Below are 25737 nucleotides of genomic sequence, written 5' to 3' on the forward strand. Positions count from 1 at the left end.
ACCTGATCACCGTAAACATAGTTTTCACCGATCTGGATATATGGTCTCAGGTAGATGCCTGTACCATTGTCACTTGCTCCGATCGTGCCGGTTGCAGCCGTCTTTATGACGCTTGCTACGCCAGCCATACCGACTGTCATATCCTTATCCAGTTCTCCGTCTCTATAGCACAGGAAACCGTAGACTGCATTCTCTGGTCCGTCATAAGTATTCTTGTAACTAAAAATGATACCGCCGGTGCTGTTGGCTACCTTAAAGCCTGTTATCTTTGATGTTGCTGCCGCCAGCGTTTCCTGCTTGAGCAGCTCGGAATGCTTTACATATACCTGATCTCCGTACTTGTATTTATCACCGATCTTGATGTATGATCTCAGATAAATACCATTTCCTTTGTCGCTTGCTCCGAGTGTTCCCTCGGCAGTTGTCTTTTTAATACTTGCTATGCCTTCCATTCCAACTGTCATGTTCTCGTTCATTACGCCGTCTCTATAGCACAGGAAGCCATATTCTGCATTTTCATTTCCGCTATATGTATTACTGTAATTAAAGATAACTCCTCCGTTTTTATTTGCAATGGTATAGCCCGTGATCTTTGATGCCGCTTCATCAAATGCCTTTTGAGCCATAAGCTCGGAATGCTTTACATATACCTGATCTCCGTACTTGTACTTGTCACCGATCTTTATATACGGTCTCAGATAAATGCCATTTCCCTTGTCGCTTGCTCCAAGCGTTCCCTCAGCAGCTGTCTTTTTCACACTTGCAATACCAGCCATATCAACAGTCATATCCTTGTTCAGTACGCCGTCTCTATAGCACAGGAAGCCATATTCTGCATTTTCATTTCCGCCATATGTATTGCTGTAATTGAAGATAACACCGCCGGTGCTGTTTGCCATGACATAACCTGTTATTGCAGTTGTTGCTTCATCATACGCCTTCTGATCCATCAAATCAGAGTGCTTTACAAACACTTGCTCGCCATAAACGTATTCTTCACCAATCTGGATATACGGTCTCAGGTAGATGCCTGTACCCTTGTCACTTGCTCCGATCGTGCCGGTTGCAGCCGTCTTTATGACGCTTGCTACGCCGTTCATTCCTACTGTCATATCCTTATCAAGTACACCGTCTCTGTAGCAAAGAAATCCGTAAACAGGATCGGTATCGCCTTCATAGTTATACCTGTAGCTGAAGATAACTCCGCCTGTCGTATTTGCAGACTGCCAGTCGGTGATCTCGGAGAATGCTGTGATATACGTATCCTGTACTGTCTTTGATGTCGAATACTCTTCTTCCTCAAAGGTCACAGTTGCTGTATACTTCATTCCATTAGCTACTCTCGTCGGCACCACAGCAGCATTGACTGTTGTCTTTGCGCCGCAATCATCACATTTAAATATTGCAACCGCCTGATTGTCATTCGTCCAGTACCACTGTATATTTTCAGTGCCATAGTCGTGATTTCCGGTCACTGCAATTGCAAGCTGGGCAGCTGTTACAGGAATATATGCTCCCTCTTCATTCTTGAGGTATGCTGCACCGTTTTCATCTGTCCAGTGTGCCTTTACTCCTGCTGCTCCGCAGGATGCATTGACCTCGGCTACTGCTGTGTAAGCGTGATCTATGACAAATGTTCCGTCTGCTGTACCTGTGTAGTTCGTTCCTTTCTTTGCTGTTACGATCACATAAGCCGTACCAACCTTTGTATTGTTGATGTACTCAATGTCGTAGTTTTCAGGAGCAATAACGCTTTCATTTGCATCCTTTACAACGATAGTTGCTGGAATAATTGCAGTGCCTGTATACGAGAATGTTCCAGTCACTTCGGCCGTCGCTATTCTCGCCTTAGCGATTTCAAATGTCGCAGATGCAGTACCTGTATAGCCATTTTCAGCTTTTCCGGTAATAGTAACCACAGCAGTTCCCGCATTGATGTTTTCTGAGTAGTTTACTTCATAGTTATCGGCATTGACAGTATTGCTTCCGTATATAACTGTTACAGCAGGTCTTTTTTCACTTCCATCATAGAAAAGATCTGCGGTATCAACCGTTATCTCTGCGTTTGTAAGATCTGTGCCGATGATGAAATACGCTCTGTATTCTTCAGTATAGTTATTAATACCTTTAATGACAACAGATCCCGTACCTGCACTGTTATTGTTCTCGTAAGATACAGTATAGTCTGTGCCTTTTATGAGTATAGTGCTGCCCATGATTACAAAATCAACATTAGGCTCATATGGAGTGTCTCCAAAATCGAAGGCCGTCTTATTCAGTATGACATCAGCAGAACTGATTGACTTCGCTGTGATTTCAAACTTCGGAATATCCTCGCCTGTCGCAAGCTGTACCTGATAGTTGCTTCCAGCGTCAAGCGTGCCAATCGCAAACGCATATTTGCCAAAATTTTCTCCTACCGCTCTGCTCAGAGTACCTGAAACGGTATCCTCTCCAACAAGGCCAACCGATGTATATGTGAAAGTCGGATCTGTTTCGCCGAATACCTTTGTCTGTTCCGCATCAGGAGTTACCGTTACATCTTTCTTCGTGATGTTGACAGTAGCATAACCGGTCGCTGTCACATAATTTTCCTTTTCGACCTTGTAGTAAACTGTCTGTGCTCCGTCTGTGAAGTCCGTAAAGGTGACCGCAGCTTCGGAATACGTGCCGTCAGCTTTTGTAGAATAGGATATGGTTACACCCTCGGGATTTGTTACGTTAACGCTTATACCGTGAGCCTGACCGTCATATGCGCCTTCATACCCGACAGCTTCGACTGATATTGCAGCTTCTGCAATACTTGCCGTGTCGATTGTACCGAAAGGTGCATCCTCGCTGCCAAGATCATTATGATTGTTATCGCCCTTAACATACCAGTAAATGGTATATGTGGAAGCATTTGTGCCAGTTGGAATATCCTCAGACCATGCGCTGTAATTGCCGAGACGATACCAGATCGTACCAATATTGCCTGTTACAGAACCTGCATTTACAAGTCCATAGCTTGCTTCCGGAGCATACACAAGACCGTTAACGGCAGTCGGAGGAGTCACATCATCAGTCAGTATATTCGCCTTAGCAATACTATAATTAGCTGAAGCCTCATTGATAATATAATTACCGTTTGTTTTATCTGCATTATTTGTAACAGTAACCGTTGCGGTACCTGTTCCCGCCAATGTGTTATTTGTATAGGAATATGTATACTCAGAAGCATCTATCACAGCACCTGTCTCTGCATCACCGTCCTTGACTGTAAATGACATTTCTTTTGCATTTCCGTCATAGGTCAGGACTTCATTGCCGAGCACGATTGTGGGAGTCACCTGTTTCGGGTTGATCGTAAACTGCTTTGTGAATTCCGTAAAGCTGTAATTGCTGATATCCACAGGTTTGATCGTTACGTTAGCTGTACCTGCGTTCACATTATTAACATACGAAAGCGTATAGTCCGTACCCTTAACAAGAGTGGCGTTTCCGACCACAAGTGTCGGCTCGGGTGTCTGCTCGGCACGGTTATATGTTACGGCTGTAATTTCTGAAACGTTCAGCTTAGAAGCAGTATCTGCTGAATTCTCAGAAATCATCAGCCGATTGATCGTCCAATCAGCAGTTGTCTCACCTGTGTAATTTCCCTTAAACTTTATCGCTACCGAATAAGTACCAGCATTCGTCTGAGCGAATACATGAGCACCATCAAATTCTTTAAAGGCTCCGCCGTCAGACCACCCAAAGTCAAAATCTGTACCCTCAATGAGAGCAATACCTGATCTTGTTATCGTAAATGTAGGAGTCTGAGCGCCGCCATTAAAGGTGAGCGCAGGAGCAGAAATGCTGTACTCTGTTGTATCAGTATAAGCTCTGGCGCTGATCGTGAACTGTTTTTTTAGCGTGTAAGTCGCACCGTTGTATGTAACAACCGCAGCCACAGTATATGTGCCGACAGGAACCGTCCCACCCGTCAGCGCAGTCGCTGTGATCTCCTGATCACTGCTGTTATAGACCTTGACGCTATTTATTTCTGCGTTCTTGCCATAACGTTCAGTCAGCGTAACACCAGGATCAATAGTATTACCAAAAGTGTATTCTGTATCAGTATTGATTTCTGCAAGTGTCAATACATCAAGATCATTTCCAGCACAGCCAATCACAAGCTGATAGCCGTTTTCAGCCACACTTGCTGCATATGGATGATCATGAACTGCAAGCTGATAATTCACTTCATCTGTAACAGTCAGCACATAGCTTTCGCCAATTCCGAGTGTTACAGGATTTTGACCAGTAAGCGTTAGGATCTTCCCAGTGTTATTTGTGATCGTATAGCTGCTTTCTACTGCAAGTGTGTAAATATTTTCAGATGCCGTAACACCTGAAACCGTAATGCCTTCGGCGATCTCATTTGTGACAGTTAGTTTCTGATTTGCATTTCTCGCTGTAAAGGGAATAGTAACAGTATCCTTGTAAAAAGCCTTACCCTCAAGTGTAACTGTACCCTGTTTATGCTTTCCTGTAATCGGATATTCCACAGACTTTACGATGTAATCAGTATCAAGTGTCAGTTTCTTGCCGTTGAATGTGATGTCAATATCAGCATTTCGGAAACTATCGGTCGTGACTGTATTATTATCATTCAGTACGATCGTCTTATTGACAGAAGCCGAGGTATAACTACTATTGTTAAGCTGTCCGATAATGTTGAAATTCAGCACTCTGCTGTCGCTGTAATTTCCCTTGCCGACAACTACGACACGTGCCTGTCCCGGATCCTTGTTGCTGTTGTAATAGCAGTAAAAATCAGTATCTTTACGAAGTGTATCATCACCGTTTTTCAGAACGGGAACAGGCTCTTTTTCGGTATTATCAAATGTAACGTCAGCAATAGCTTCACTTTGAACGCTTGCAATATCTCTTGCGGAGATCACGAAGTTTTTCGTGATCTTGCCTGCATAAGTACCCTTGCCGATGATTGTGACAGCACCCATACCTACCGCAGTATTCTCGCCGTACTCCAGTCTGTAATCAGTACCCTCTATAAGCTCCTCGCCCTCATAAACAACTGTTACATGAGGTCTGATCTGCTCAGCCCGATATGACTCAGTTTCCGGATCAAGCGTCACAACTGCATCGCGGATATCCGTACCAACAACATAATCAGTGGTTGCACTGCCAGTAAAATTTTCGCTGATGTCTTTGACAGTCACAGTAACTGTACCGATGTTGTCACTGTCAACTGTGCAGGCAGAATCATATTCATCAGCAGGAACGACTAAGCTGCCCGCAATAACGACTGTAACATTCGGATTAGTAGCAGTATCGGGCACGCTTGTCTTGTCCAAAACGATAGTTGCACTGCTGATACTTTTCTTTGCTATCGTTACCTCAACAGGAGTTGCAGAAATGACAGTTTTATAGTTGCCTGCGGCGTCTTTCGCCATTGTCCAGACCTTGTAAGTACCTGCATCTGTGCCCTTGGGGATAACCGTGCTCCAATCGCTGCTGTCAGCAGCAAGAGCAGAATCACCGACTGCATAATACAGTGTACCGTGTGCTGCACTGCCCTTGGTAACAAGCGACTGAGCCTTGCTTGTGTAGGTAAGTCCCGACCTTGCAGCAGGGGCATTTATAGAGTTATCCGCCTGCTTTATTTCAACAGCAACTTTCTCGACCGCAGAATCATTATGGTTGCTGTCTCCCTTGACATAGTACCATACATAATATGTACCTGCATTAGTCATTTCAGGGACAGAATCGCGCCAGCCGTCAGTGTTTGTTGCAGGCGTGCTATCTTCTGTGGTTACCTTATACATGAGTGTACCGCCGCTTGCTGTGCCTGCGTTGACAAGCGCCTGCGGATTTGTATTATAGGTCAGGTCTATTGCAGACGGAGCAGAAGCAGAAGAAGCAGCCTTGTTTATAGTAAAATTCTTAGAGCCGCTTACGGTATAGTTACCGTTTGCCTTATCGGTAATAGTAACAGTCGCCGTGCCTGCATTTTTATTATTTGAATAGCTTGCTGTGTATTCGTCTGCTTGGATGACAGTGCTGCCGTCCTTGACTACAACAGCAGGTTTCTTTTCATTTCCGTCATAAGTGTAGCTGCTCTGGTTAAGCTCAATAGTCGGATTGCTGACGGTCTTGGGGCTTATCGTGAAATTAGCCGTAGCTGTTCCGCCGTTGTAATTAATGGTCGCAGGAATGGTAGCCTTGACTGTATATGTCCCTGCGTTGCTTGGCTTTGTATTCGAGTAGGCGCTGTCTGCTTCGGTGCTGACCTTATACTGATAAGTTGGAGTACCATTGCCCGGATTTCCGCTGACAGACGGGTTGCTTGCCGTGCTGCCGTATGTCCAGCCTGTCATAGAGACTGACGGGTTAATACCTGCCTTGCCGACAGTCACCGTAACAGTCGAATCCTTTGTTCCGCTGTTGTAGTTACTGTTTCCGGCAGCTGTTGCCCTGATTCCGAGTGTATATGTACCCACAGGTGTATTTGCAGCGATAGTGAGCTGTGTACCGTTAAGTGAGAAATAGTTTGAAGAATTGCCGCTTTGGATAGCATATGATACTGTGCCCTGTACGTTTGACGCGCCTGTCAGCGTTGCAGTCTGTGCGCTTGTGCTAAAGGATTTGGAGACATTTTGATTGCTAAAGGTCAAAGGGTTTGATGCCTTACTAATCGTTACTTCAACAGAACCTTCACTCGAATCAGAATAGGTCGTACCACCATATGTACCGCCGGACGCTTTATAGTAAACAGTGTATGTTCCTACACTCGTGGCAGTGGGAACAGTATCTTGCCAACTGCCGTCACCAAGCTTATATTTCATGGTGCCGTTACTTGCAGTACCGCTTGTTACAAGAGCTTGAGCTGAACCAGTGTAGGTCAATGTATTCGCAACCGGAGCACTGGTAACTTCTGCTTTAGGTGAGCTTAAAGTTATATGGCCTCTACTATAAGTTAATTGACTTGTGATGGTAAGAGTAACATCTGTTACTATATACATATGGTCTGTTGTATAAGTCTCTCCACCATCCTGAGTATAAAATAATTTGGGAACACCATCTACGTTCAAATAATAATTATCTGTTGTAGCACTATATCTATCATTGTAACCGGGATTTTTAAATGTTACACCGGCTTGAATAATATCTCCAACTTTCAAATCGTTATATTTGAGATCATATCCATATCCAATTCCTGTTCCACTGGAATATGTCGTTGCCGCACTCGCCGTCAAAACATTATTGGCAAACAATCCGCCTCCCTTCACGTTCGCATAGAGACCGCTGCCGCCTGCTACAATCAGAAGCGCCATTATACCCGATAAAACACGCTTCATTCCATGACTTAAATTGCTTGCCATAATAAAATCCTCCTTATTAATAATAAAAAAATCTTCCTGTAACGGCTCGTCCTCTTAACCCCCTGAGACTTTGCCGCCGTAAAATATAAAAAGCGTACCAACGAGCATAGTTAACCCGTCAGAACGCTTTTAAATCATTATTGAATTGTAAAAGGGCACAGTTATTCCATGTCTGTCTGTCTGTCTGTCTGTCTGTCAAATAATACGACCACCACATGGATCAGTCAACCTCTTTTCACAAAAATTTACATAATGTTAATAATTATATAGCAGTATATAACTGTTATATGATTATTATAACACAACGATACAACTTTTTCAAGTAGTTTGTAAATATTTTTTGTATTATTGCAAATTGACGAGATCTCTCATATTTATACATATAGTTGAATCACGGTTGATGTTAGTATTCGTGAAGTTATAGATGTCAACTCCAGAATAGTGCGCTATAGAGGAGCGCGTTCAGGGGCTCGGCAGATTTTTTATTTAAGATGTTCACTGAATGATATGACTATATCCGTAAGTATTGCTCCTGCCATAAAAGCTCCCGTGCCGAGGCATACTGGTTCGGGGAGCTTCTCGCTGAGCTTACCCGACAGCGGGTGAAGCCCGTAAAAATAAGCCACCGCAAGAACTCCGAATATAGCGCTTGATATAAGGCTCGACCTGTCAAGTATGGAGAAATACCATGTCTCGTATGTCCAGAACTGCTCGTGGAAGATGAATCCCAGCAGATATGAAGCTCCCAGCTCTAATACCGTCGTCACTGCCATTGCAAACAGGAAGATGAACAGCGGATTTCGCTTTTTTCTCAGCAGGGCAAGAAGTATGAATGCTCCCACGGAATAAATGGGTATTATCGGCATATGGAGCATTCCGCGGTTGTCGTAGTAACGGAACATTATCCATGTCGTCGCTACCTCATAAAGCCAGCCCACGAAGCCTGCTGCCGTGAACTCGAATACATATCGGAAGAATATCCGCGTCCACTCTTTTTTCATCTTACCTTAGCCCCGAACGGCATAAGAGCCAGCTTTGCCAGCTTGAAGCACTGCTTGCCTATCGGTATGCCGATTATGGTGATACACCACAGAACTCCTGCCAGAAGCCAGCTGAGCCCGCTGGCAAATCCTCCGAATATGAACCATAATAAATTACCTATGCACCCCATATTTACCCTCTTTTCATGTGTTTTGTCACTGCCTGTGACTTCATAAAATAATAAATATGTATTTGACATGCTTAATAAAGCGTGGAATGGAACTAAAAAGAACTTAGATAACTTAATACAATAATCATAGAAAAAGTTACAATATTGCATTGAAGGTCATAAGATAATGGTGAGACTTGTTTTGACATTGACGTATTTGTGAGTAATACTTTGCGAAAATGCTAAATGAAATAATTAAGCCTACATATTATTCTAAGGCTTGAGAAGAAAAATACCTTTAATAACGCTTGAACGTTATCAAAGGTATTTTTTATAAAAGTATACAAGATATATTAACGCCCTATAAAGATTTGTTCCTATTCGGATTGAATTACTTTTCTTTGATAAGGGAATCTTGCGTTGCAAGGCGTCCCCTCTCAAAAAACAGTCCACCGGACTGTTTTTTGATTCACCCCTTGCGAAGCGCCTTCGTAACTGTGGGGCTTTGCCCCAGGCTAATCGCCCCAGCCCCTCTGTCGCTTTGCGACATCTCCCCACACCGTGGGGAGTCACCCCACCAGAGGCGCTGCCTCTGGACTCTGCCAAAGGAACACAGTCCCTTTGGAATCCCGTTCATAGTATCAGCATAAATAACAGTTCACTAATTACCCAAATTACTTGCATTATTCTGATATATATGATATAAGCGCGGAGCCCACGCCGCCTTTTGGCGTTAAAGTTATTATAAACATTAGTTTTTTAGCCGTGAATGTTGCTTTTTCTGTTTTTTTATGATATAATAAAAATATTATATATTATTAAGGAAAGGAAAACTATGGACAGTTCAGATATATGGAAGATAGTTCTTGTAGTTGCGATGATGATATTTTCGGCGATATTTTCAAGTACCGAAACTGCCTACTCCAGCGTCAACAAGCTTCGTCTGAAGAATTATGAGGCTCAGGGCAGCAAAAAAGCCAAAAAAGCCCTGAAGCTTGCAAACCGCTTCGACGAGGTGCTGACGGCAGTCCTTATCGGCAACAATATCGTCAATATCGCAACATCGTCAGTGAGCACTATCATATTTATAAGTATAATGGGCAGCAAGGGCGCGGCGGTGTCCACTATTGTGATAACCGTGCTGGTGCTTATCTTCTGCGAGGTGCTCCCCAAGTCCTACGCCAAGAAAAACGCTGAAAAACTGGCGCTTGCGTTTGCTGCGCCTCTTTCGTTCCTTGTTATGGTGTTCAAGCCCTTTGTGTGGCTGCTGAACAAGCTCTCGTCGGCTATTGCCAAGGGCGATGAGGCTCCCAGCGTTACCGAGGACGAGCTGAAATACATGATAGACGAGATAGAGGAGCAGGGCGTTATCGAGGAGCAGGAGAGCGAGCTGGTAAAGAGCGCTCTTGAATTTGACGAGATAACCATAAACGAGATACTTATCCCCCGTGTCAAGGTCATTGGCGTGGAGCTTGGCTCCACTATCGACGAGATAAAGGAGATATTCAGCAGCGAGATGTACTCCCGTCTGCCCGTTTATGAGAAAAGCCTTGACAATATCGTGGGTATCATCACAAACAAGGCGTTCTTCAAAATGCTTGTTGAGGGCGGAAACGATGTTAACTCCATAATACAGGAAGTTCCGCACATTGCCGATACCAAGCTTATAAGCGAGGCTATGCGTGATATGCAGCGCTCAAAGGTACATCTTGCAGTAGTTATCGACCAGTACGGCGGTACCAAGGGTATCGTTACCCTTGAGGATATCATCGAGGAGCTCGTCGGCGAGATATACGACGAGGACGACGAGATAGAGACCAATATAATGATGCTTGCTCCCGATAAGTACGAGGTTGCAGGCGATATGAGCATAAGCGATATGCTTGAAATGCTTGACCTTGACGATGATATGATAACCACGGATTATACCTCTGTAGGCGGCTGGGTGACAGACGTTATGGAGCATATCCCAGAGGCAGGGGAGACCGCCGAGAGCGGTATTTTCCGCATAACTGCCGCCGAGGTAAACGAACAGAACGTTGAAAAGGTCATTATCGAGGTTCTTCCAACAGACGATGATGACGAAGAAGACGAGGACGAAGAATAGTATTGTAGGGGCGGATATTATCCGCCCATGCGATTATCAGAGGTGAAGCCATGAAAAAGAAAAGCGGAAAGGCGTATATTATTTCGGGAGCAATACTGCTTTTGGCAGGTATACTTGCTAATATCCGTACTATATTTCTGCTTGTGAACATTCTTACAGCTCCCGAGCCTGAGGGAATAGGCATTATCGGCGGTGCGGACGCTCCCACTGCGATATTCCTGACAGACAGGCTGTTCGGGGAGCTCAATATCATCGAAAAGGCAGGACTTCTGCTGATAATTATAGCTCCTGTGCTGATTATTATAGGTATAGTAAAATGCTTATGTACGAAACGCCGTTTCAAGGATTCGGAATAACCATTTGTAGGGGGACGGCGTCCTCGACGTCCCACAATTGCAACGGAACTAACGGGCTGTCGGGGACGCCAGCCACTACAATGATTTCATGTTATTTGCAACGTAATTGACGGGACGCCGAGGGCGGCGTCCCCTACAAAAGAACCCGAAACAGTATAACTGTTTCGGGTTCTTTGTCATTCTACAGTGCCCTCGCTTCTGCCGATAGTGAGGACGAAGCCCTTGTTTATAGGCATTATGCCCTGCGGCTCAACGGTTTTTACCGTATTGTCGGGGAGCTTTACGTTCCATGTATCGTTGGTGAGATTGCGCAAAGCGTGCTTGCTTGGGTCTTTCTTGTTGCGGACTACCTCGCCGATGACCTTGTGGAAGTCGCCGTCGGTGTCGCCTGTCATGCCCTCGTAGAGCTTAGCTCCGCCGAATGAGGGCAGCTCAAAGCGTTTGAACTTTATGCTCTCTGTGCAGGTGAGCTGACCGCCGCAGTACATACAGTTCACGGAGTATTTCGGCGCGATGAATGTCTCCTTGCCGCAGTGAGGGCAGGGAACAGTCTCGCTTCTGAGCCTTACGAAAGCGTCAAGCCATGTGAGCTCGATAACTCGGTCATATGGGGGCTTAACGGAGCTCTTTCCGAAGGACTGAATGAACAGGTCGCGGATATAGTCGGGATATATCTTCCAGAAACGGAGAGTATTTGTGTTGAGCTGATTGTTTGCGGCATTTCTGTCGTCCTCGGGATCAAGAACGAAAACAGGATCGCTGCCGTAGAATTTCTTTTCAAGCTCGGGAGTCATACACGGGGGAGTAGAATACTTGCCCTCCAGAGGGTGCTCTATGAACAGCATACGGAACAGGATAACAGCCAGTGAGAAACGGTCAGAGCGCTTGTCGGGAGCTCCGCCGAGAACTACCTCGGGAGCCATATAGCGCTGTTTGCCAGCGATACCGAAGTTTACGCCGCGCTCGGAAACATTGTCGTTGTCGCATATGAGAACGTCGCCGTTCTGCGGATTTATGAAGAAGTTTCCGTTATTTAAGTCCTGATAGCTGTAGCCGTCGTTGTGGAGAGCACGGAAGCCCTCGATGATATTGATAGCTGCGTTGCAGCGAGCAGTAATATTTGCGAAGCTTGCCTTCATGCGGCGTGTCTTGGGATCCCACAGCAGAAAGCGTGTAAGCTCCTCATAGCCCTTTGGACGGAGTGGCATGATGTAGCCGAAGCTGCCGTCTATCCAGTTGGAGAGCTCCTCAGGCCAGAGAAATGCACTTGTGGGAGCGCCTTTTTTTATGTTAGCCTTGAGGTTTTCGTAGAATTCCTGCGGGTTCTTCATCTTGTCGATAGTGGACTTGTGATACCATTTCAGCGCCATTTCCTTGCCGCCGCACTCGACTCTGTAGACATTTCCCTGTCCGCCGCCGCCGAGGAATTCGAGAATGGTAAATGTGGAATTATATACAGTTCTGCCCTTGTATCCTACTTTTAGTTCTGCCATGGTGTACTCCTTTCGGTATGGATATTACTGGTTTGAAAAGCTTTCGTTCTGAGGACGTGTTGTTACAGCAGGCTCAGATGTATAAGTTGAAGCCTCTGTAGTTTCTGTCTTTGCTGCTTCTGTTGCTGCAGGCGCAGAAGGTGCAACAGTATTCTGACAGAGCCAGTCGCACCATGTTGCGTAATATTTTGCAAGAACGTGAACGCCGTCGCTGGCGTAATCTGCTGTAAGAGCGCCGTTTTCGTCGTCAAAGACTCCGTTTACGCATATATAGAAGGTCTTTTTGTTGTCGGCGAGCTCCTGTATCCTGCTGTTTAGGATATCAATGCGCTCGTTGGTTATATACTGAGTCTGACCTGCTGTGGTAACGTGGAGATTTCCCTGTAAGTATATAAGGGCGTCGGGCTGAGCCTGACGAATGCCGTCCACAAGCTTTCTGTAAGCCGCAACAGTGTATTCAAAGTCGTTGCCTACCTCGTTGATACCCAGCATTACGTAAATTTTGCCGTATTTCTTGCCGCTGAGGAACTCCCAGATGGTCTTGCCGTTTACATAGGAGTTATCTATCTTATATGCCGAAAGACCGATATCGCAGAAGTAATCCGCATTTTTCAGAGTACCGTAGTTCGAGATACCCACTGTACGTGAATCGCCGATAAACAGTGCGTCGTCGAAGTACTCGGGACCGCTCTGCACCCAGTTTACGGGAGAAGTTGTAGGCTCTGTGGGTTGTTCCTGTGTGGCAGGAGCAGTTGTTTCGCCCTCTGATGTGGGCTGAGCCTCTGTTGTGCTCTCCTGAGAAGCTGTGGTGGTCGTCTCAGCCGCAGGTGCTGCGGCAGATGGCTCCTTTGCGGCAGCCTTGGGCGTTACCAATTCGCTGTCCTTCCAAATCTGCTTATATATGTACGGTGAAGCCACCAGACAGGTGAGCAGAAGTATCACCGTGTATATGCATTGTTTTAACTTGCTCAATTTTTTCTCTCCTTAGAATCTGAAATACATGAATGGATCGTCCATGCCTCTGTACATACAGTATACAGCCGCACAGAATACCAGAATCAGCAGTATTGCTGTTAAAATGGAATGCTTTATCTTCTTGTAGACAGCCTCGGGTATCCTTGTGGAGAACAGGAGAGCCGCTGCAAAGTATTTCCAGTATTTCGTCCAGTAAAATGCGTAGTCCTTGTCCATAATTGCAAATGTCTTCTGAGGCAGGAACGGGATAAGCCTTTTGAAGTATATTCCCAGCTCATGGAAGTCGGTGATTGCGAATAACAGCCATGTTACGGGGATTATAATCAGCATATACAAGTGACCGAGGGGCTTTATCCTGTTCAGAGTCTTGCCTGTCCAGAATTTTTCCGTCATGATAATGATGAAAAGCACCAGTCCCCAAAGTACAAAGTTCCAGCTTGCGCCGTGCCACAGACCTGTGAACAGCCAAACAACAAGCATATTGAACACCATTCGTCCCTCGCCCTTGCGGTTTCCGCCGAGAGGGATATAGATGTAGTCCTTGAACCATGAGCCCAGCGTCATATGCCAGCGACGCCAGAACTCGGTCATAGTCAGCGACATATAGGGGTGGTCAAAGTTCTTTGGAAGCTCAAAGCCCATTACTCTGCCCAGACCTATCGCCATGAGGGAATAGCCGCAGAAGTCGAAGTAGAGCTGGAATGAGTAAGCAAATATACCCAGCCATGCAAGCCTTGAGGAAATGCTCTCATAGCCTATCATGGAGATATCGCTCCACAGACCTCCTATCTGATTGGCGATAAGCACTTTGTAGCCCAGACCGATAGTGAAGGTCTTGAGACCGTCCTCGACCTGTGCAATGGTGTGGGTACGGCTTTTCAGCTCCTTTGCGACGTGGTCAAAGGTAACGATAGGACCTGCGATGAGCTGAGGGAACATAGTGATGTATGCGCCGTAGTTGACGAGGTTCTTTTCGGCTTTAGCCTTGCCGCGGTATATGTCGATTATGTAGGAAACGTTCTGGAATGTGTAGAAGCTGATACCGATAGGCAGGATTATATTTTTCAGCGTCAGGCTCTGGTGGAAGATATTGTTGATATTTTCCGTGCCGAAAGTCCAGTATTTGAAGAAGATAAGCCACCAGAAGTTGAAAACTATGCCAAAGAACAGCCAGAGCTTCTTAACGTAGCGGCTGTTCTCGATGAACTGTGCAACGATGAAGTTCAGAAGCACCGTCAACAGGAAAAGCAGGATATACACGGGCTTTTTTACGCCGAAGCTGTAGAACAGGACGCTTCCTGTGAATATCACAAGGTTCTGATACTCTATCCTTGTGGAGGAGTAGGCGTGTGCAAGGAGAAATCCCGTTGTCAGCAGGAATATCAGTACGGGTACGGGCTTGAAGAGTCCGTGGTCGTGGAACAGGACATAGCCTGCAACGGCGCTTGCTATGATTATTACGTCACATCGGTACCGCTTTTCGGGAGCTGTGCAGGACTCGAACAAAAGCCAGAACACAGCCGCCAAGTAGAGCGCAATGTTGAGGATACTCGTCAGGTGCAGTACGCCGAAAACGGCGTAGCCTGCAATTATGCTCGATACGACTAAAACGATGTTTCTGTATTTTTTCTCAGACGCCGAATAGGCAATCAAAAAAACAGGCAGGAATATGAAAATAAATTCCAAGCTGCTGAAAACCAAATATACCACCCTTTAATTAATTCATTTATTATTAAAACGCAGAATGTCATAGTATGTATTATCTGCGGAAAATAGCGTTATAAAAACTCATACATTACTATTTTACACGTTTGATATATAAATGTCAATACCTTTGGAATAATGTAGCAATTTGCAGTAAACAGCCGCTTTTTAGCGATTAGTTATTAGTGATTAGTGATTAGCAGAACTAAGAGCTGAGAACTAAGAATGTAGGGGCTGCCTTTGGCAGTCCGCGCCTAACGAAATAACCCCGAATATCTATTTGTAGGGGCGCACAGTGTGCGCCCGTTAGTTTTTGCGGCTATTTCGGGCGAACGATGTTCGCCCCTACAAAAAAGGAACGCCGAGAACGGCGTTCCTTACGGGAATACATCTTAAATATCTGTTACAAATGGCGTAATAAGTATCATTATCATGCATATCGGGCATACTGCCTTTATCATTACGCTGTAGAGGAGCTTTGAGCGGAAACGCTTTTCGCCGAACATTACCTCCTCCTCGATATATCTGGTCTTGACCGCATAGCCGACAAGTATACAGGTGAGGAATGCAAGCACAGGCATCATAAGGTTGTTTGTGGTAAAGTCGAAGAAATCAAGTATCTGCATACCAAAGACCTTTACGTCAGCCCATATGCTGTAGCCCATTACAGAGAGCATACCCATGATAAGGGTGAATACTATTACGATACAGCAGCTCTTTGCACGGCTGAGCTTGAATTTCTCCATAACTACGGCAACTACGGTCTCCATAAGGGATATTGAGGAGGTAAGAGCCGCCAGAACAACGAGAATGAAGAATGCTGAGCCTATTACCTGTCCTGCAGGCATTTCAGCGAATACCTTCGGCAGGGTAATGAACATGAGTCCGGGACCTTTGTTGAGAGCAGCCTGATCTCCGCCTGAGAATACGAACACCGCAGGCACGATGATAAGTCCTGCGAGAAAAGCAACGGCGGTATCGAATATCTCTATCTGACGGACTGAGCTTTCGAGGGAGTCCTCTTTTCTCATGTATGAGCCGTAGGTTATCATGATACCCATTGCTATTGACATCGAGTAGAAAAGCTGTCCGCAGGCTGCCGCAATTGTTTGCAGTAGCTTTGGCAGTGTGAATCCCTCAAAATTGGGGAGCAGGTAGTATTTGAGTCCTTCGCCTGCGCCGTCAAGAGTAAGGGTGTATACTGCGATACCAACGATAAGCAGCAGAAGTACTGGCATAAGGAATTTGCTGACCATCTCTATGCCCTTTTCAACGCCGATAAATACAGCGATAGAGGTGAGAAGCACGAATATTATGAAGAAGAGAGAAGGCTGTCCCAGCAGTCCGATGAAGTGCTCGAAGAATGTTAGCTTAACGTCAGGTGAAGCGCCTGTGTATTCTGCTTCGGCAGCCGCAGCTCCGCCTCCTGAGACGAATACCGTCATGTATTTCAGCACCCAGCCGCCGATAACGCAGTAGTAGGGGAGTATCAGCGCAGGGATAACAGCGGCAAGGACTCCGAGGAATGAGAAGCGCTTGTCAACGGCTTTGTAAGCGCCGATAACACTTTTGCCTGTGCGCCTGCCGATAGCAATCTCTGTAAGCATGAGGGTGAAGCCGAAAGTCATGGCAAAAATGAGATATACCAGCAGGAAGAAGCCGCCGCCGTATTTAGCGGCAAGATATGGGAATCTCCAGATATTGCCCAGACCTACCGCAGAGCCTGCCGCGGCAAGTATGAAGCCTATTTTTGAACCAAATCCGCCTCGCTCGGAGGCTTTTTTCGTGTCATTCATATGAATTTGTCCTTTCATTTTGTCGTAATAATGCAATACAAGTATAATTATAGCATTAGTAATAGGAAAAATCAATATCAAGTTCTGCATAACATCAAAAAAGAAAAAGGAACGGCGAAACGCCGTTCCTAAACGGGGCGATGTGGGTGACTCCCTGCTGTGCAGGGAGATGTCCGCAGGACAGAGGGTACGGGTGCCTGTTAGGCATCGCCCCCTACTAATTACTACTCTCTACTTACTACTCACTACTCACTCGATACCTGCCTGCTGTTTAGCAGCTGTGAGGGTGTTCTTCATTAGCATTGCGATAGTCATAGGACCTACGCCGCCGGGTACGGGAGTGATGAATGAAGCCTTCTTCTCGGCGGACTCGAACTCAACGTCGCCGCAGAGCTTGCCATTGTCGAGACGGTTCATGCCTACGTCGATAACTACAGCGCCTTCCTTTATCATGTCGCCTGTAACGAAGTTAGCGCGTCCGATAGCAACTACGAGGATATCAGCGCCGAGGCATACTTCCTTGAGGTTCTTGGTCTTGGAGTGGCAGATAGTAACTGTGCCGTTCTTCTGGAGAAGAAGCATAGCCTGAGGCTTGCCGACGATATTGCTTCTGCCGATAACTACGCACTGCTTGCCTGTGATATCTGTGCCTGTGCTCTCGATAAGGCGCATAACGCCTGCGGGAGTACATGGCAGGAATGAATATTCGCCTATCATTATCTTTCCAACGTTGATAGGGTGGAAGGCGTCAACGTCCTTATCAGGGGAGATAGCGTTGATAACAGCCTTTTCGTCGATGTGCTTCGGCAGAGGAAGCTGTACAAGAATGCCGTTTACTCTGTCGTCGCGGTTAAGTACGTTTACAAGGTCGAGGAGCTGCTCCTGAGTGGTGTTCTCGTCGAGAGCGTACTCGAATGACTGGAAGCCTACAGCTTCGCAAGCCTTTTTCTTGTTGTTTACATAAACTCTTGAAGCAGGGTTGTTTCCTACGATAACTACCGCAAGACCAACTTTAAGTCCCTTTTCTTCCCTGAGCTTGGCTGTTTCCTCTGCAACTTCAGCCTTTACTGCTGCTGAAACTGCTTTTCCGTCGATTATCTGTCCCATGGTTATTTATCCTCCTTGTTTTCATCGGACTTTTCGTCCTCTGTGTCATCATCTTTATTTTCAGAAGCCTCCGCAGGTTTTGCAGGAGCTTCGTCATCATCGTCGTCGAAGTCGTCGTCATCATCGTCAAAGTCCAGCTCTGACTCGTCGAAATCATCGTCATCATCGTTAAGTATATCCAGCTCGTCGTCGTCAATGCCGTCTATTTTGGCGTCCTCGTGGGAGATACCCATTTTCTTGCGGCGTGACTCCTCGATGAGGTGGTGCGATTCTTCTGTATTCACATAGAGCGGCATACACTCGGGATCGCGCTTTTTCTTGGAGAAGAGCACTATCTGGAGTATCACTGAGGCTACGAAGATAACTGCCGAAAGAGCCTGCGAGATACGGATATTGCCCAGCATAAGGCTGTCTGTGCGGAGCCCCTCAACTACAAAGCGCTCAGCGCCGTACCATGCAAGGTACATGAGGAATATCTGTCCGTCGTACTTTCTGCGCTTTGACCAGAATGAGAGTATCACAAATCCAAGCAGACACCATACTGATTCGTAGAAGAAGCAGGGGTGAACGGGCTTTTCCCAGAGCATATTGAGACCGTTGTTGTACATATCTCCGCCCATTTGCATACCGTCGCTGATAGTGCGCTGGATAGTACCGCCAGTCATGCCGAGGAAGAAGTCGGTATTCGTACCGAATGCCTCCTGATTGAAGAAGTTGCCCCAGCGTCCGATGCCTTGTCCGATGAGAAAACCAAGTGCCGTGATATCAAGCATTGGGAGCATTTTGACCTTGCGTATCTTGCATATGGTAAGACCGACAAGCAGGGCTCCTATGATACCGCCGTAAATGGCGAGACCGCCCTGACGGGTGTTGATGATAGCTTTCCAGTCGCCCTTGTATTCGTCCCAGCGCATGAGCACGTAGTATATGCGCGCACCGATGATACCGCCGATAACTCCGCCGATAATGGCGTCAACAGTTCTGTCGGAGTCAAGTCCGAAGCGCTTCATTCTTGGAAGAGCGTAGATAAGTGCAAGGATAAGTCCGAGTGTGATGATTATTCCGTACCACTGGATATCAAAGCCGAATACCGAGAATGCGGTAGGATCAATAATGAATTTCCAGCCAAGTTCGGGAAATTGTATTTCGTGTGGTTCTAATAGTGTTTCTGTGGACATTTGGTCAATCCTCCGTTTCTATTACTGACAGAACACATCTGTCACGGCGCAGCTGACTGCGCATAAAATCAATAACATCGCCGCAGGTGAGCTCCGACATTATGCTGATAGAGTCATAAGGTGAGACGTTCTCCATATAGGCGTTGAGCATAAGGCTTGCAACAGCCTCGACGTTGTTGAGCTCGCGGACCATTATGCCGTAGGCGGACTTCTTTACGCGCTGGAAGTCCTTTTCGTTTATGCCCTCGGCAATAAGGCGGTCTATCTCGGCGAATACAGCCTCGCGGATAAGCTCGGGCTTTTCGGCTTCGCCCGAGAATATCAGGGTGAAGTAGCCGTCACCGTAGAATACCTCGCAGTTGAAGGTGGAGTTTATCACCTCGTCCTTGAGGAGCCGCTCGCACATAGGCAGTGCAGGATCGGTGAGCAGTGACGATACTATAGAAGCCGCTGAAACAGCTTTGAGACGGTCGATACCGCTTCTCGGAGCGCATTTGTAGCCGAGATTGAAGATAGAAGCGCCCACGGGCTGTTTTTCCCGCGTTTCAGCTTCGACTATCTCATCGGGCTCGGGCGGAAATACTGATTCCAGTCCCTTGTCCGCGCAGGGCTTCAGATATTCGTCGCATATCTCAAGCACCTTGTCCGCACTGATGTTTCCTGCAATGGAAAGCACCATGTTATTGAGGTTATAGAATGTGTCGTAGCACTTGTACAGGAGGTCAGCGTCTATCTTTGCGATACTCTCCACAGTGCCTGCGATGTCTATTTTAACGGGGTGGGCGTGGTACATAGCTCTCAGCATATTGAAGAACACGCGCCATTCGGGATTATCGTTGGTCATTTTTATCTCCTGACCGATGATACCCATTTCCTTGTCCACGTTTTCCTTGGTGAAGTAGGGCTTCTGGACGAAATCCAGCAGTATTTTCAGATTCTCCTCATAATTTTGGGAGCAGTTGAAAAGATAGCAGGTCTTGTCGAATGAGGTATAGGCGTTGCCCGAAGCTCCTGTTTTTGCGTAGAGCTCAAAAACTCCGCAGTCCTCGTTCTCGAAGAGCTTGTGCTCCAGAAAATGGGCGATACCCTCGGGAACAACGGTATAATCGCTGTCAGCGGCAGTCTTGAACATAGTGTTCACCGAGCCGTATTTTGTGCCGAAGAGGGCTTCAACGCCGCTGAATCCGTTCATTTCGCAGATATAGATATCAAGTCCGCTGGAGTGCTTTACGTGGATACAGCTGTCGCCTGTACGGGCGCTGGTGAGAATTTCCTTTTTCATCATTCCTGCACCTCCTTGTTGAGCATGAGGTAGATACTGTCAAGCTTCAGCGATTTTGCGGCTTCGACCATTCTTTCCTTGGTCACGCCGCGGAATCTGTTGAAGTGCTCCTCGGGGGTGTAGTAGTCGTTCTCGAAGAAGCAGTCCGCATACCATGTGATGTACGATGTGGGAGTGTCGCCCACCTGCGAAACTGCGTTATCCAGAGCCATAAGAGAGCCCTGTATCTCCATATCGGAGATATTGCCCTTCTTTATCTCTTCAAGCTGAGCAAGTATCTCAGCCTTGGCCTTTTCGATGTTCTTTCTCTCCACGCCGCAGTCAACGAAGAACGCTCCCTTTATGGAGATAGAGCGGCTTGTACAGTAGTAGCAAAGGCTCAGCTTTTCGCGGACGTTTAGGAAAAGCTTGGAGAATGGCAGCTCACCCAAGATTATGCTGACCATTTTCAGAGCGTATCTGTCGTCGGAATCGGTCTTGAAGTTCAGCACAGCCTTGCACTGGTTGACGTCGTATTCCTCTGAAACAGTCTCCACCTCTGCTTTGAGGGGACTGTGACTGCGAATGCTGACATCTTTGGGAGCTCTTTCTATCTCAGCGAAGCTCTCGCGGAACATATCCGCAAACTTGTTATCCTCGTCGGGGGATACGAGATATATCTCTATTTTAGCGGTTTTCAGCAGCTCCTGATATGCTGCGAAGGCTTCCTCGGCTGTTGAGGAGAGGACAGCCTCCTTTGAGCCGTATTCCATAATTGCAGCAGGCTCGCCGCGGTAGGCTGTCTGGACAGCTCTTGTTATGGCGTAGCCGCGCTTCTGGTTGAATTCCGCGTTTATATTGTCAAGGAGGTCCTTTTTGACCATTGCAAAGGATTCGCTGTCGTATGCTCCGTCCCTTACATTGGGAGCGAAAAGGCAGTCGTGAACGATAGATACCATTTCTCCGCTGATATCCTCGCCGTCGATAGCGTATTTGTCGTCCAGCCACGAAGCGCTGAGACCGAGTATCTGTGCGTCGCCCTTTTTCTTGGCTATAGAGCCTACAGAAGCGCCGTAAAGCTCCGAGAGCTTTTCGCTCATGGCTGCATAGGTGGGGTATCTGCTGTTTGATACTGCCAGCACTCCTGTGCCGAGATTATTGAGAGCGGCGGTCTTTTCGTCCGACTCTGTCAGAAAGTATACCGCAAGGACGCAGGATTTGAATTTGCTGTCCACCATGGACGTGAAGCCTATTCCCTTGCCAAGCTCTGACCTTTTGTATATCATATGGCTTGTACTCCAATCATAAAACTGGTGCATGAACCTTGTACAGTTCTGCATATATAGTCTATTATATCACAGTTGAGAATAAATTACCATAGTATTTTTGAATTTTTTTCAATAATTTAGATAGTAGAGCTAAGTAGGGGCGGATATTATCCGCCCGAGCCCTCAGCAGTTAGCTTTAGAGCTAAGAACTAAGATTATATGTGGCACACATTATACAATATCATTATATGTATAAAGAGAGCAATTCTAAAATTAAACATAAAAATACTTGATTTTTATTGCATAAAAGTGGTATAATATACTTTAAGATTTGTAATCATTTAAAAAGGGGGCTGAGAAATGGATTATATCGGAGAGATATGTCCCGTATGCGGTAAAAGCTTTACTGCTGATGATGATATAGTTGTGTGTCCCGACTGCGGTACTCCGCACCATAGGGAATGCTATAAAACAGAGAATAAATGCGCCAATGCAGCCTTGCACGGAACAGGCGAAAAATGGAAGCGCAGCAAGCACGACGAGAAGCTGTACAAGATATGTCCGGTATGCAGATTCCCCAACAGGGCTGCGGACGAGACCTGTCAGCGCTGCGGCAGCGACCTTGCCGAAGCTACCAGTGATCCCTTTGAGAAAGCAGGGGAGAACGGTGAGCAGCCTCGCGATCCGTTTTCTGCATACAGCCGTGAGGAGCTTTTCGATCCTATAAAGTATCTCGGCTATGATCCCAACGAGGACATGGGCGGAGTTACCATTAAGGACGTTTCGGACTTCGTAGGTCCGAGCACTATATACTATGTGCCGAAGTTCAAGCAGATGCAGGAGAGCGGCGCAAGACCGTCCTTCAATCTGTTCAGTCTGGTATTCCCGTCACTGTTCTTCGCAAACAGAAAGATGTGGGGCTGGGCTATACTTGCTGCAATACTGGGCATAATTTTCAATCTTCCTGCAAATCTCCTTATGTATATCGAGGAGTACCCAAAGGATATCGCAGGCTTTATTGCCGATAAGCAGGATCTGTTAAAGACCATGAACGAGGTCTTTATGATAGCAGATATGGGAATAAGGGCTCTGTCGTGTTTATTTGCCAACTGGCTGTATTTCAGGTTTGCCATGCGTTCGGTGAAAAGGCTAAAGCACAATGGTGCCGAAAGCGCCCGAATAAAGTCCGTAGGCGGCGTAAAGCCCTTGAATATGGTGCTGATACTGCTGATAAAGTACGGAATAGGACTTGTTGCGATAATGTCGCTGTATGTTTTGTTTACAATGGTTACTACGATAAACGATTTCAGCACTCTTTGTCTGTGGTAAAGCCTGAGTATAACAAAATAAGGGGAATGTCGGGCATTGCTGCGGAAAAGTCTGCTTTTACTGTGTAACAGGGGGGATCACGATTGAAGCTCAGAAAGGCATTGCTTCTGATAATGCCGTTTATGCTGCTGTTGCTGTACAGCTGCGGTTTACAGGACTATCCTACGTATACCTATGAGCTCAGCAACGGGCTCGGTGAAAAATATCTGGTGAATTACTGCGAACAGACCAATTATCCCGATAATATCACCAGAATAAAGGTTTTCAAGGAAAAACACAAGGTAAGCGATTTTGAGGGCGGAGCCTATTCGGGCTGCGATTCATATATACCGTCGCAGGTAATGCTGATATGCAGCAGTGACGGCGTGGATTATTACTATATCCGCTCTCAGTTCGGAGAATATATTGCAGCTGACGGTCTTGCGGACCTGAAGATGAACTTCAACATGATGTCCATAAGCCGCGATGTTTCGGAGCTCAAGGATACCGAGAAGCATACATATTCAAAGCTTGCAGGACTTATCCGCGGCGCAGTATCGGCTGATGCGGCAAAAAAGCGCTTTTCGGACTGCGGCTACAGCTCCGACAGCTTTATGGCATTTTACAATTATGAATGAAAAAGCTCCTCATCTGAGGAGTTTTTTTACTGTCAGTACGCAAAAAACTGAGCCCTGCAAAAGCAGGGCTCGCTGTTTTAATTGTAGTCGGGCTGAGTATCGGGCCACAATCTGAACATAGGAGTATCATTGCTGCCGTCGCCTACCCAGATCTCAACTGATTCGTAGCTGTTGTTCTTAGCACAGATGAACCAGCGGTTGAGTTCCTTGCCCTTATCGGATTGGGTGTACTTTACAGGAGTTCTCTCAGTTCCGAGGAAGTTATTGATAGCGTCCTCAAACAGCTGAGAATCAGCACTTCCGTTTGACCATAACGGCTGATGGCTGCCTGTGTTCTTAGCACCGTCCTTTGAGCAGACCACATAAAGGTCATAGACCTCGCCTGTGCCGCCGTTTGGGATAGTGACCTGTCCTTTGTTGTCGTTGTTTTTGACAAAGGATTCCTGAGCATCCTCATTGTCGGCAAGAACAGCCATTACACCGGTGTAGATAGTATGTGCTGCTGAGATGTCGGATCTGCGCTTTGACTTTTTAACGTATCCGATGAGAGACGGAACGAGTATAGCTGCAAGCACGCCGATGATAGCGATAACAACTATAAGCTCGATCAAGGTAAAACCCCGTTTTCTGTTTCCTGTCATAAAAAAGCCCCCCTTTATCATGATGAAGAAAACTAAGATTTTCCTATATTATACGTTGTTTTTTTTGATTTGTCAATAGCTTATTCAAAGAAAATCATATAAATAATTATTTTTTTTGATTAATTTATACTTGTCGTAAAAAGCACTTATTTTATAACAATTTTTTTGAAAGCTTTCTTGCCCTTGCGGACGATTGTCTCCCCGTCGAGGACTATCATTTCCTTGGGATCAGACTTCTTTTCGTCGTTGACTGTGATGCCGCCCTGCTGTACAAGACGTCTTGCTTCTGATACTGAAGGAGCAAGCTCAGCCTTTACGAGAAGTGTGAGGAGTCCGATAGCGCCGTCTGTAAGGTCAGCGGAGTCTATCTCAGCTACAGGCATATTCTCGTTGTTTCCGCTGCCGCCGAAGAGAGCCTTTGCAGCTGCCTTAGCCTTTTCAGCCTCTTCCTCGCCGTGTACAAGCTTTGTGAGTTCGTATGCGAGAAGCTCCTTAGCTGCGTTGAACTGAGCGCCCTCCATAGTCTTTTCCATTTCCTCTATCTGCTCAACAGGAACGAAAGTGAGCATCTTCAGGCACTTGATAACGTCGGCGTCGTCAACGTTTCTCCAGTACTGGAAGAACTCGTATGGAGTTGTCTTCGCAGGATCGAGCCATACTGCGCCCTTTTCGGTCTTGCCCATTTTCTTGCCCTCAGAGTTGAGGAGGAGAGTGATAGTCATAGCATAAGCGTCCTTGCCAAGCTTTCTTCTGATAAGCTCTGTACCGCCAAGCATATTTGCCCACTGGTCGTCGCCGCCGAACTGCATATTACAGCCGTATTTCTGGAAGAGCTCAAGGAAGTCGTAGCTCTGCATTATCATGTAGTTGAATTCGAGGAATGTAAGACCGCGCTCCATACGCTGCTTATAGCACTCATGTGAGAGCATACGGTTTACGCTGAAATGAGCTCCCACGTCGCGGAGAAGCTCTATGTAGTTCAGCTTCATGAGCCAGTCAGCGTTGTTTACGATGATAGCCTTGTCCTCAGAGAAGTCGATGAAGCGGCTCATCTGCTTCTTGAAGCAGTCAACGTTGTGCTGGATAGTCTCGGGAGTCATCATTTTTCTCATATCGGTTTTTCCAGAAGGATCGCCTATCATGGCAGTACCGCCGCCGATGAGGACGATAGGCTTGTTGCCTGCCATCTGGAGTCTCTTCATAAGGCAGAGCGCCATGAAGTGACCAACGTGGAGAGAATCGGCTGTAGGATCAAAGCCGATGTAGAAGGTAGCCTTGCCTGCATTGACAAGCTCCTCTATTTCCTTTTCGTCTGTGAGCTGCGCGAGGAGACCTCTGCGCTTGAGTTCTTCAAAAGTAGTCATTATTTATTTCTCCTTTATATATTA

17 protein-coding genes are annotated in these 25737 nt (G+C 46.4%); 4 read left to right on the forward strand and 13 right to left on the reverse strand.

Going from position 1 to position 25737, the window contains the following annotated elements; translation table 11 throughout:
• From BT105_RS10380 to BT105_RS10390, 3 genes are all read right to left on the reverse strand, one after another.
• A partial coding sequence (locus tag BT105_RS10380; protein WP_143186576.1) for an MBG domain-containing protein occupies positions 1 to 6830 on the reverse strand: 6830 nt, incomplete at its 3' end.
• 1019 nt (positions 6831 to 7849) lie between these two features.
• Positions 7850 to 8368, reverse strand: coding sequence for a putative ABC transporter permease (locus tag BT105_RS10385; protein ID WP_072300688.1), 519 nt, complete (start codon positions 8366 to 8368; stop codon positions 7850 to 7852).
• Entirely contained in the window at positions 8365 to 8538 is a 174-nt protein-coding gene (locus BT105_RS10390) for a YccF domain-containing protein (protein ID WP_081367863.1), read from the reverse strand. The genes BT105_RS10385 and BT105_RS10390 overlap by 4 nt, the downstream gene beginning before the upstream one ends.
• Positions 8539 to 9352: 814 nt before the next feature.
• Here BT105_RS10390 and BT105_RS10395 point away from each other — a divergent pair.
• Positions 9353 to 10624: a hemolysin family protein gene (locus BT105_RS10395; protein WP_072300689.1), complete on the forward strand. Its 1272-nt coding sequence runs from the start codon at positions 9353 to 9355 to the stop codon at positions 10622 to 10624.
• 50 nt (positions 10625 to 10674) lie between these two features.
• Positions 10675 to 10980 (forward strand): hypothetical protein, encoded by a 306-nt coding sequence (locus tag BT105_RS10400; RefSeq protein ID WP_072300690.1) that lies wholly within the window; start codon positions 10675 to 10677, stop codon positions 10978 to 10980.
• 176 nt (positions 10981 to 11156) lie between these two features.
• On the opposite strand, the gene BT105_RS10405 is transcribed toward BT105_RS10400, so the two are convergent.
• From BT105_RS10405 to BT105_RS10440, 8 genes are all read right to left on the reverse strand, one after another.
• Positions 11157 to 12473: a protein kinase domain-containing protein gene (locus BT105_RS10405; RefSeq protein WP_072300691.1), complete on the reverse strand. Its 1317-nt coding sequence runs from the start codon at positions 12471 to 12473 to the stop codon at positions 11157 to 11159.
• 24 nt (positions 12474 to 12497) lie between these two features.
• Positions 12498 to 13445, reverse strand: coding sequence for a GDSL-type esterase/lipase family protein (locus BT105_RS10410; RefSeq protein WP_072300692.1), 948 nt, complete (start codon positions 13443 to 13445; stop codon positions 12498 to 12500).
• 12 nt (positions 13446 to 13457) lie between these two features.
• Positions 13458 to 15149 carry an MBOAT family O-acyltransferase gene (locus BT105_RS10415; RefSeq protein ID WP_242940121.1) on the reverse strand — a complete coding sequence of 564 codons (1692 nt, stop codon included), beginning with the start codon at positions 15147 to 15149 and terminating at the stop codon, positions 13458 to 13460.
• A gap of 395 nt (positions 15150 to 15544) precedes the next feature.
• Positions 15545 to 16948 (reverse strand): sodium-dependent transporter, encoded by a 1404-nt coding sequence (locus BT105_RS10420; RefSeq protein ID WP_072300693.1) that lies wholly within the window; start codon positions 16946 to 16948, stop codon positions 15545 to 15547.
• A 249-nt stretch (positions 16949 to 17197) separates the two neighbouring features.
• Positions 17198 to 18055 (reverse strand): bifunctional methylenetetrahydrofolate dehydrogenase/methenyltetrahydrofolate cyclohydrolase FolD, encoded by an 858-nt coding sequence (folD, locus tag BT105_RS10425; protein WP_028515806.1) that lies wholly within the window; start codon positions 18053 to 18055, stop codon positions 17198 to 17200.
• 2 nt (positions 18056 to 18057) lie between these two features.
• Complete coding sequence (lgt, locus tag BT105_RS10430) at positions 18058 to 19233, reverse strand: prolipoprotein diacylglyceryl transferase (RefSeq protein ID WP_072300694.1); 1176 nt, start codon at positions 19231 to 19233, stop codon at positions 18058 to 18060.
• A 4-nt stretch (positions 19234 to 19237) separates the two neighbouring features.
• Complete coding sequence (yfmH, locus tag BT105_RS10435; protein WP_242940122.1) at positions 19238 to 20518, reverse strand: EF-P 5-aminopentanol modification-associated protein YfmH; 1281 nt, start codon at positions 20516 to 20518, stop codon at positions 19238 to 19240.
• Positions 20515 to 21780: a M16 family metallopeptidase gene (locus tag BT105_RS10440; protein WP_072300695.1), complete on the reverse strand. Its 1266-nt coding sequence runs from the start codon at positions 21778 to 21780 to the stop codon at positions 20515 to 20517. The genes yfmH and BT105_RS10440 overlap by 4 nt, the downstream gene beginning before the upstream one ends.
• 342 nt (positions 21781 to 22122) lie before the next feature.
• Between BT105_RS10440 and BT105_RS10445 the strand changes: the two genes are divergently transcribed.
• The gene (locus BT105_RS10445; protein ID WP_072300696.1) at positions 22123 to 23091 is read left to right on the forward strand and encodes an RING finger protein; all 969 of its coding nucleotides are present in this window, start codon (positions 22123 to 22125) and stop codon (positions 23089 to 23091) included.
• A gap of 83 nt (positions 23092 to 23174) precedes the next feature.
• On the forward strand, positions 23175 to 23708 hold the full coding sequence (locus BT105_RS10450) for a hypothetical protein (protein ID WP_072300697.1): 534 nt from the start codon (positions 23175 to 23177) through the stop codon (positions 23706 to 23708).
• Positions 23709 to 23785: 77 nt separating this feature from the next.
• Here the strand turns inward: BT105_RS10450 and BT105_RS10455 are convergent, their stop codons facing one another.
• Positions 23786 to 24349: a type II secretion system protein gene (locus tag BT105_RS10455; RefSeq protein WP_051530652.1), complete on the reverse strand. Its 564-nt coding sequence runs from the start codon at positions 24347 to 24349 to the stop codon at positions 23786 to 23788.
• 146 nt (positions 24350 to 24495) lie between these two features.
• Entirely contained in the window at positions 24496 to 25713 is a 1218-nt protein-coding gene (tyrS, locus tag BT105_RS10460; RefSeq protein ID WP_072300698.1) for a tyrosine--tRNA ligase, read from the reverse strand.
• Positions 25714 to 25737 lie beyond the last annotated feature (24 nt).

The sequence above is a fragment of the Ruminococcus flavefaciens genome, from assembly GCF_900119075.1.
GTDB classification, from domain to species: Bacteria; Bacillota; Clostridia; order Oscillospirales; family Ruminococcaceae; genus Ruminococcus; species Ruminococcus flavefaciens_Q.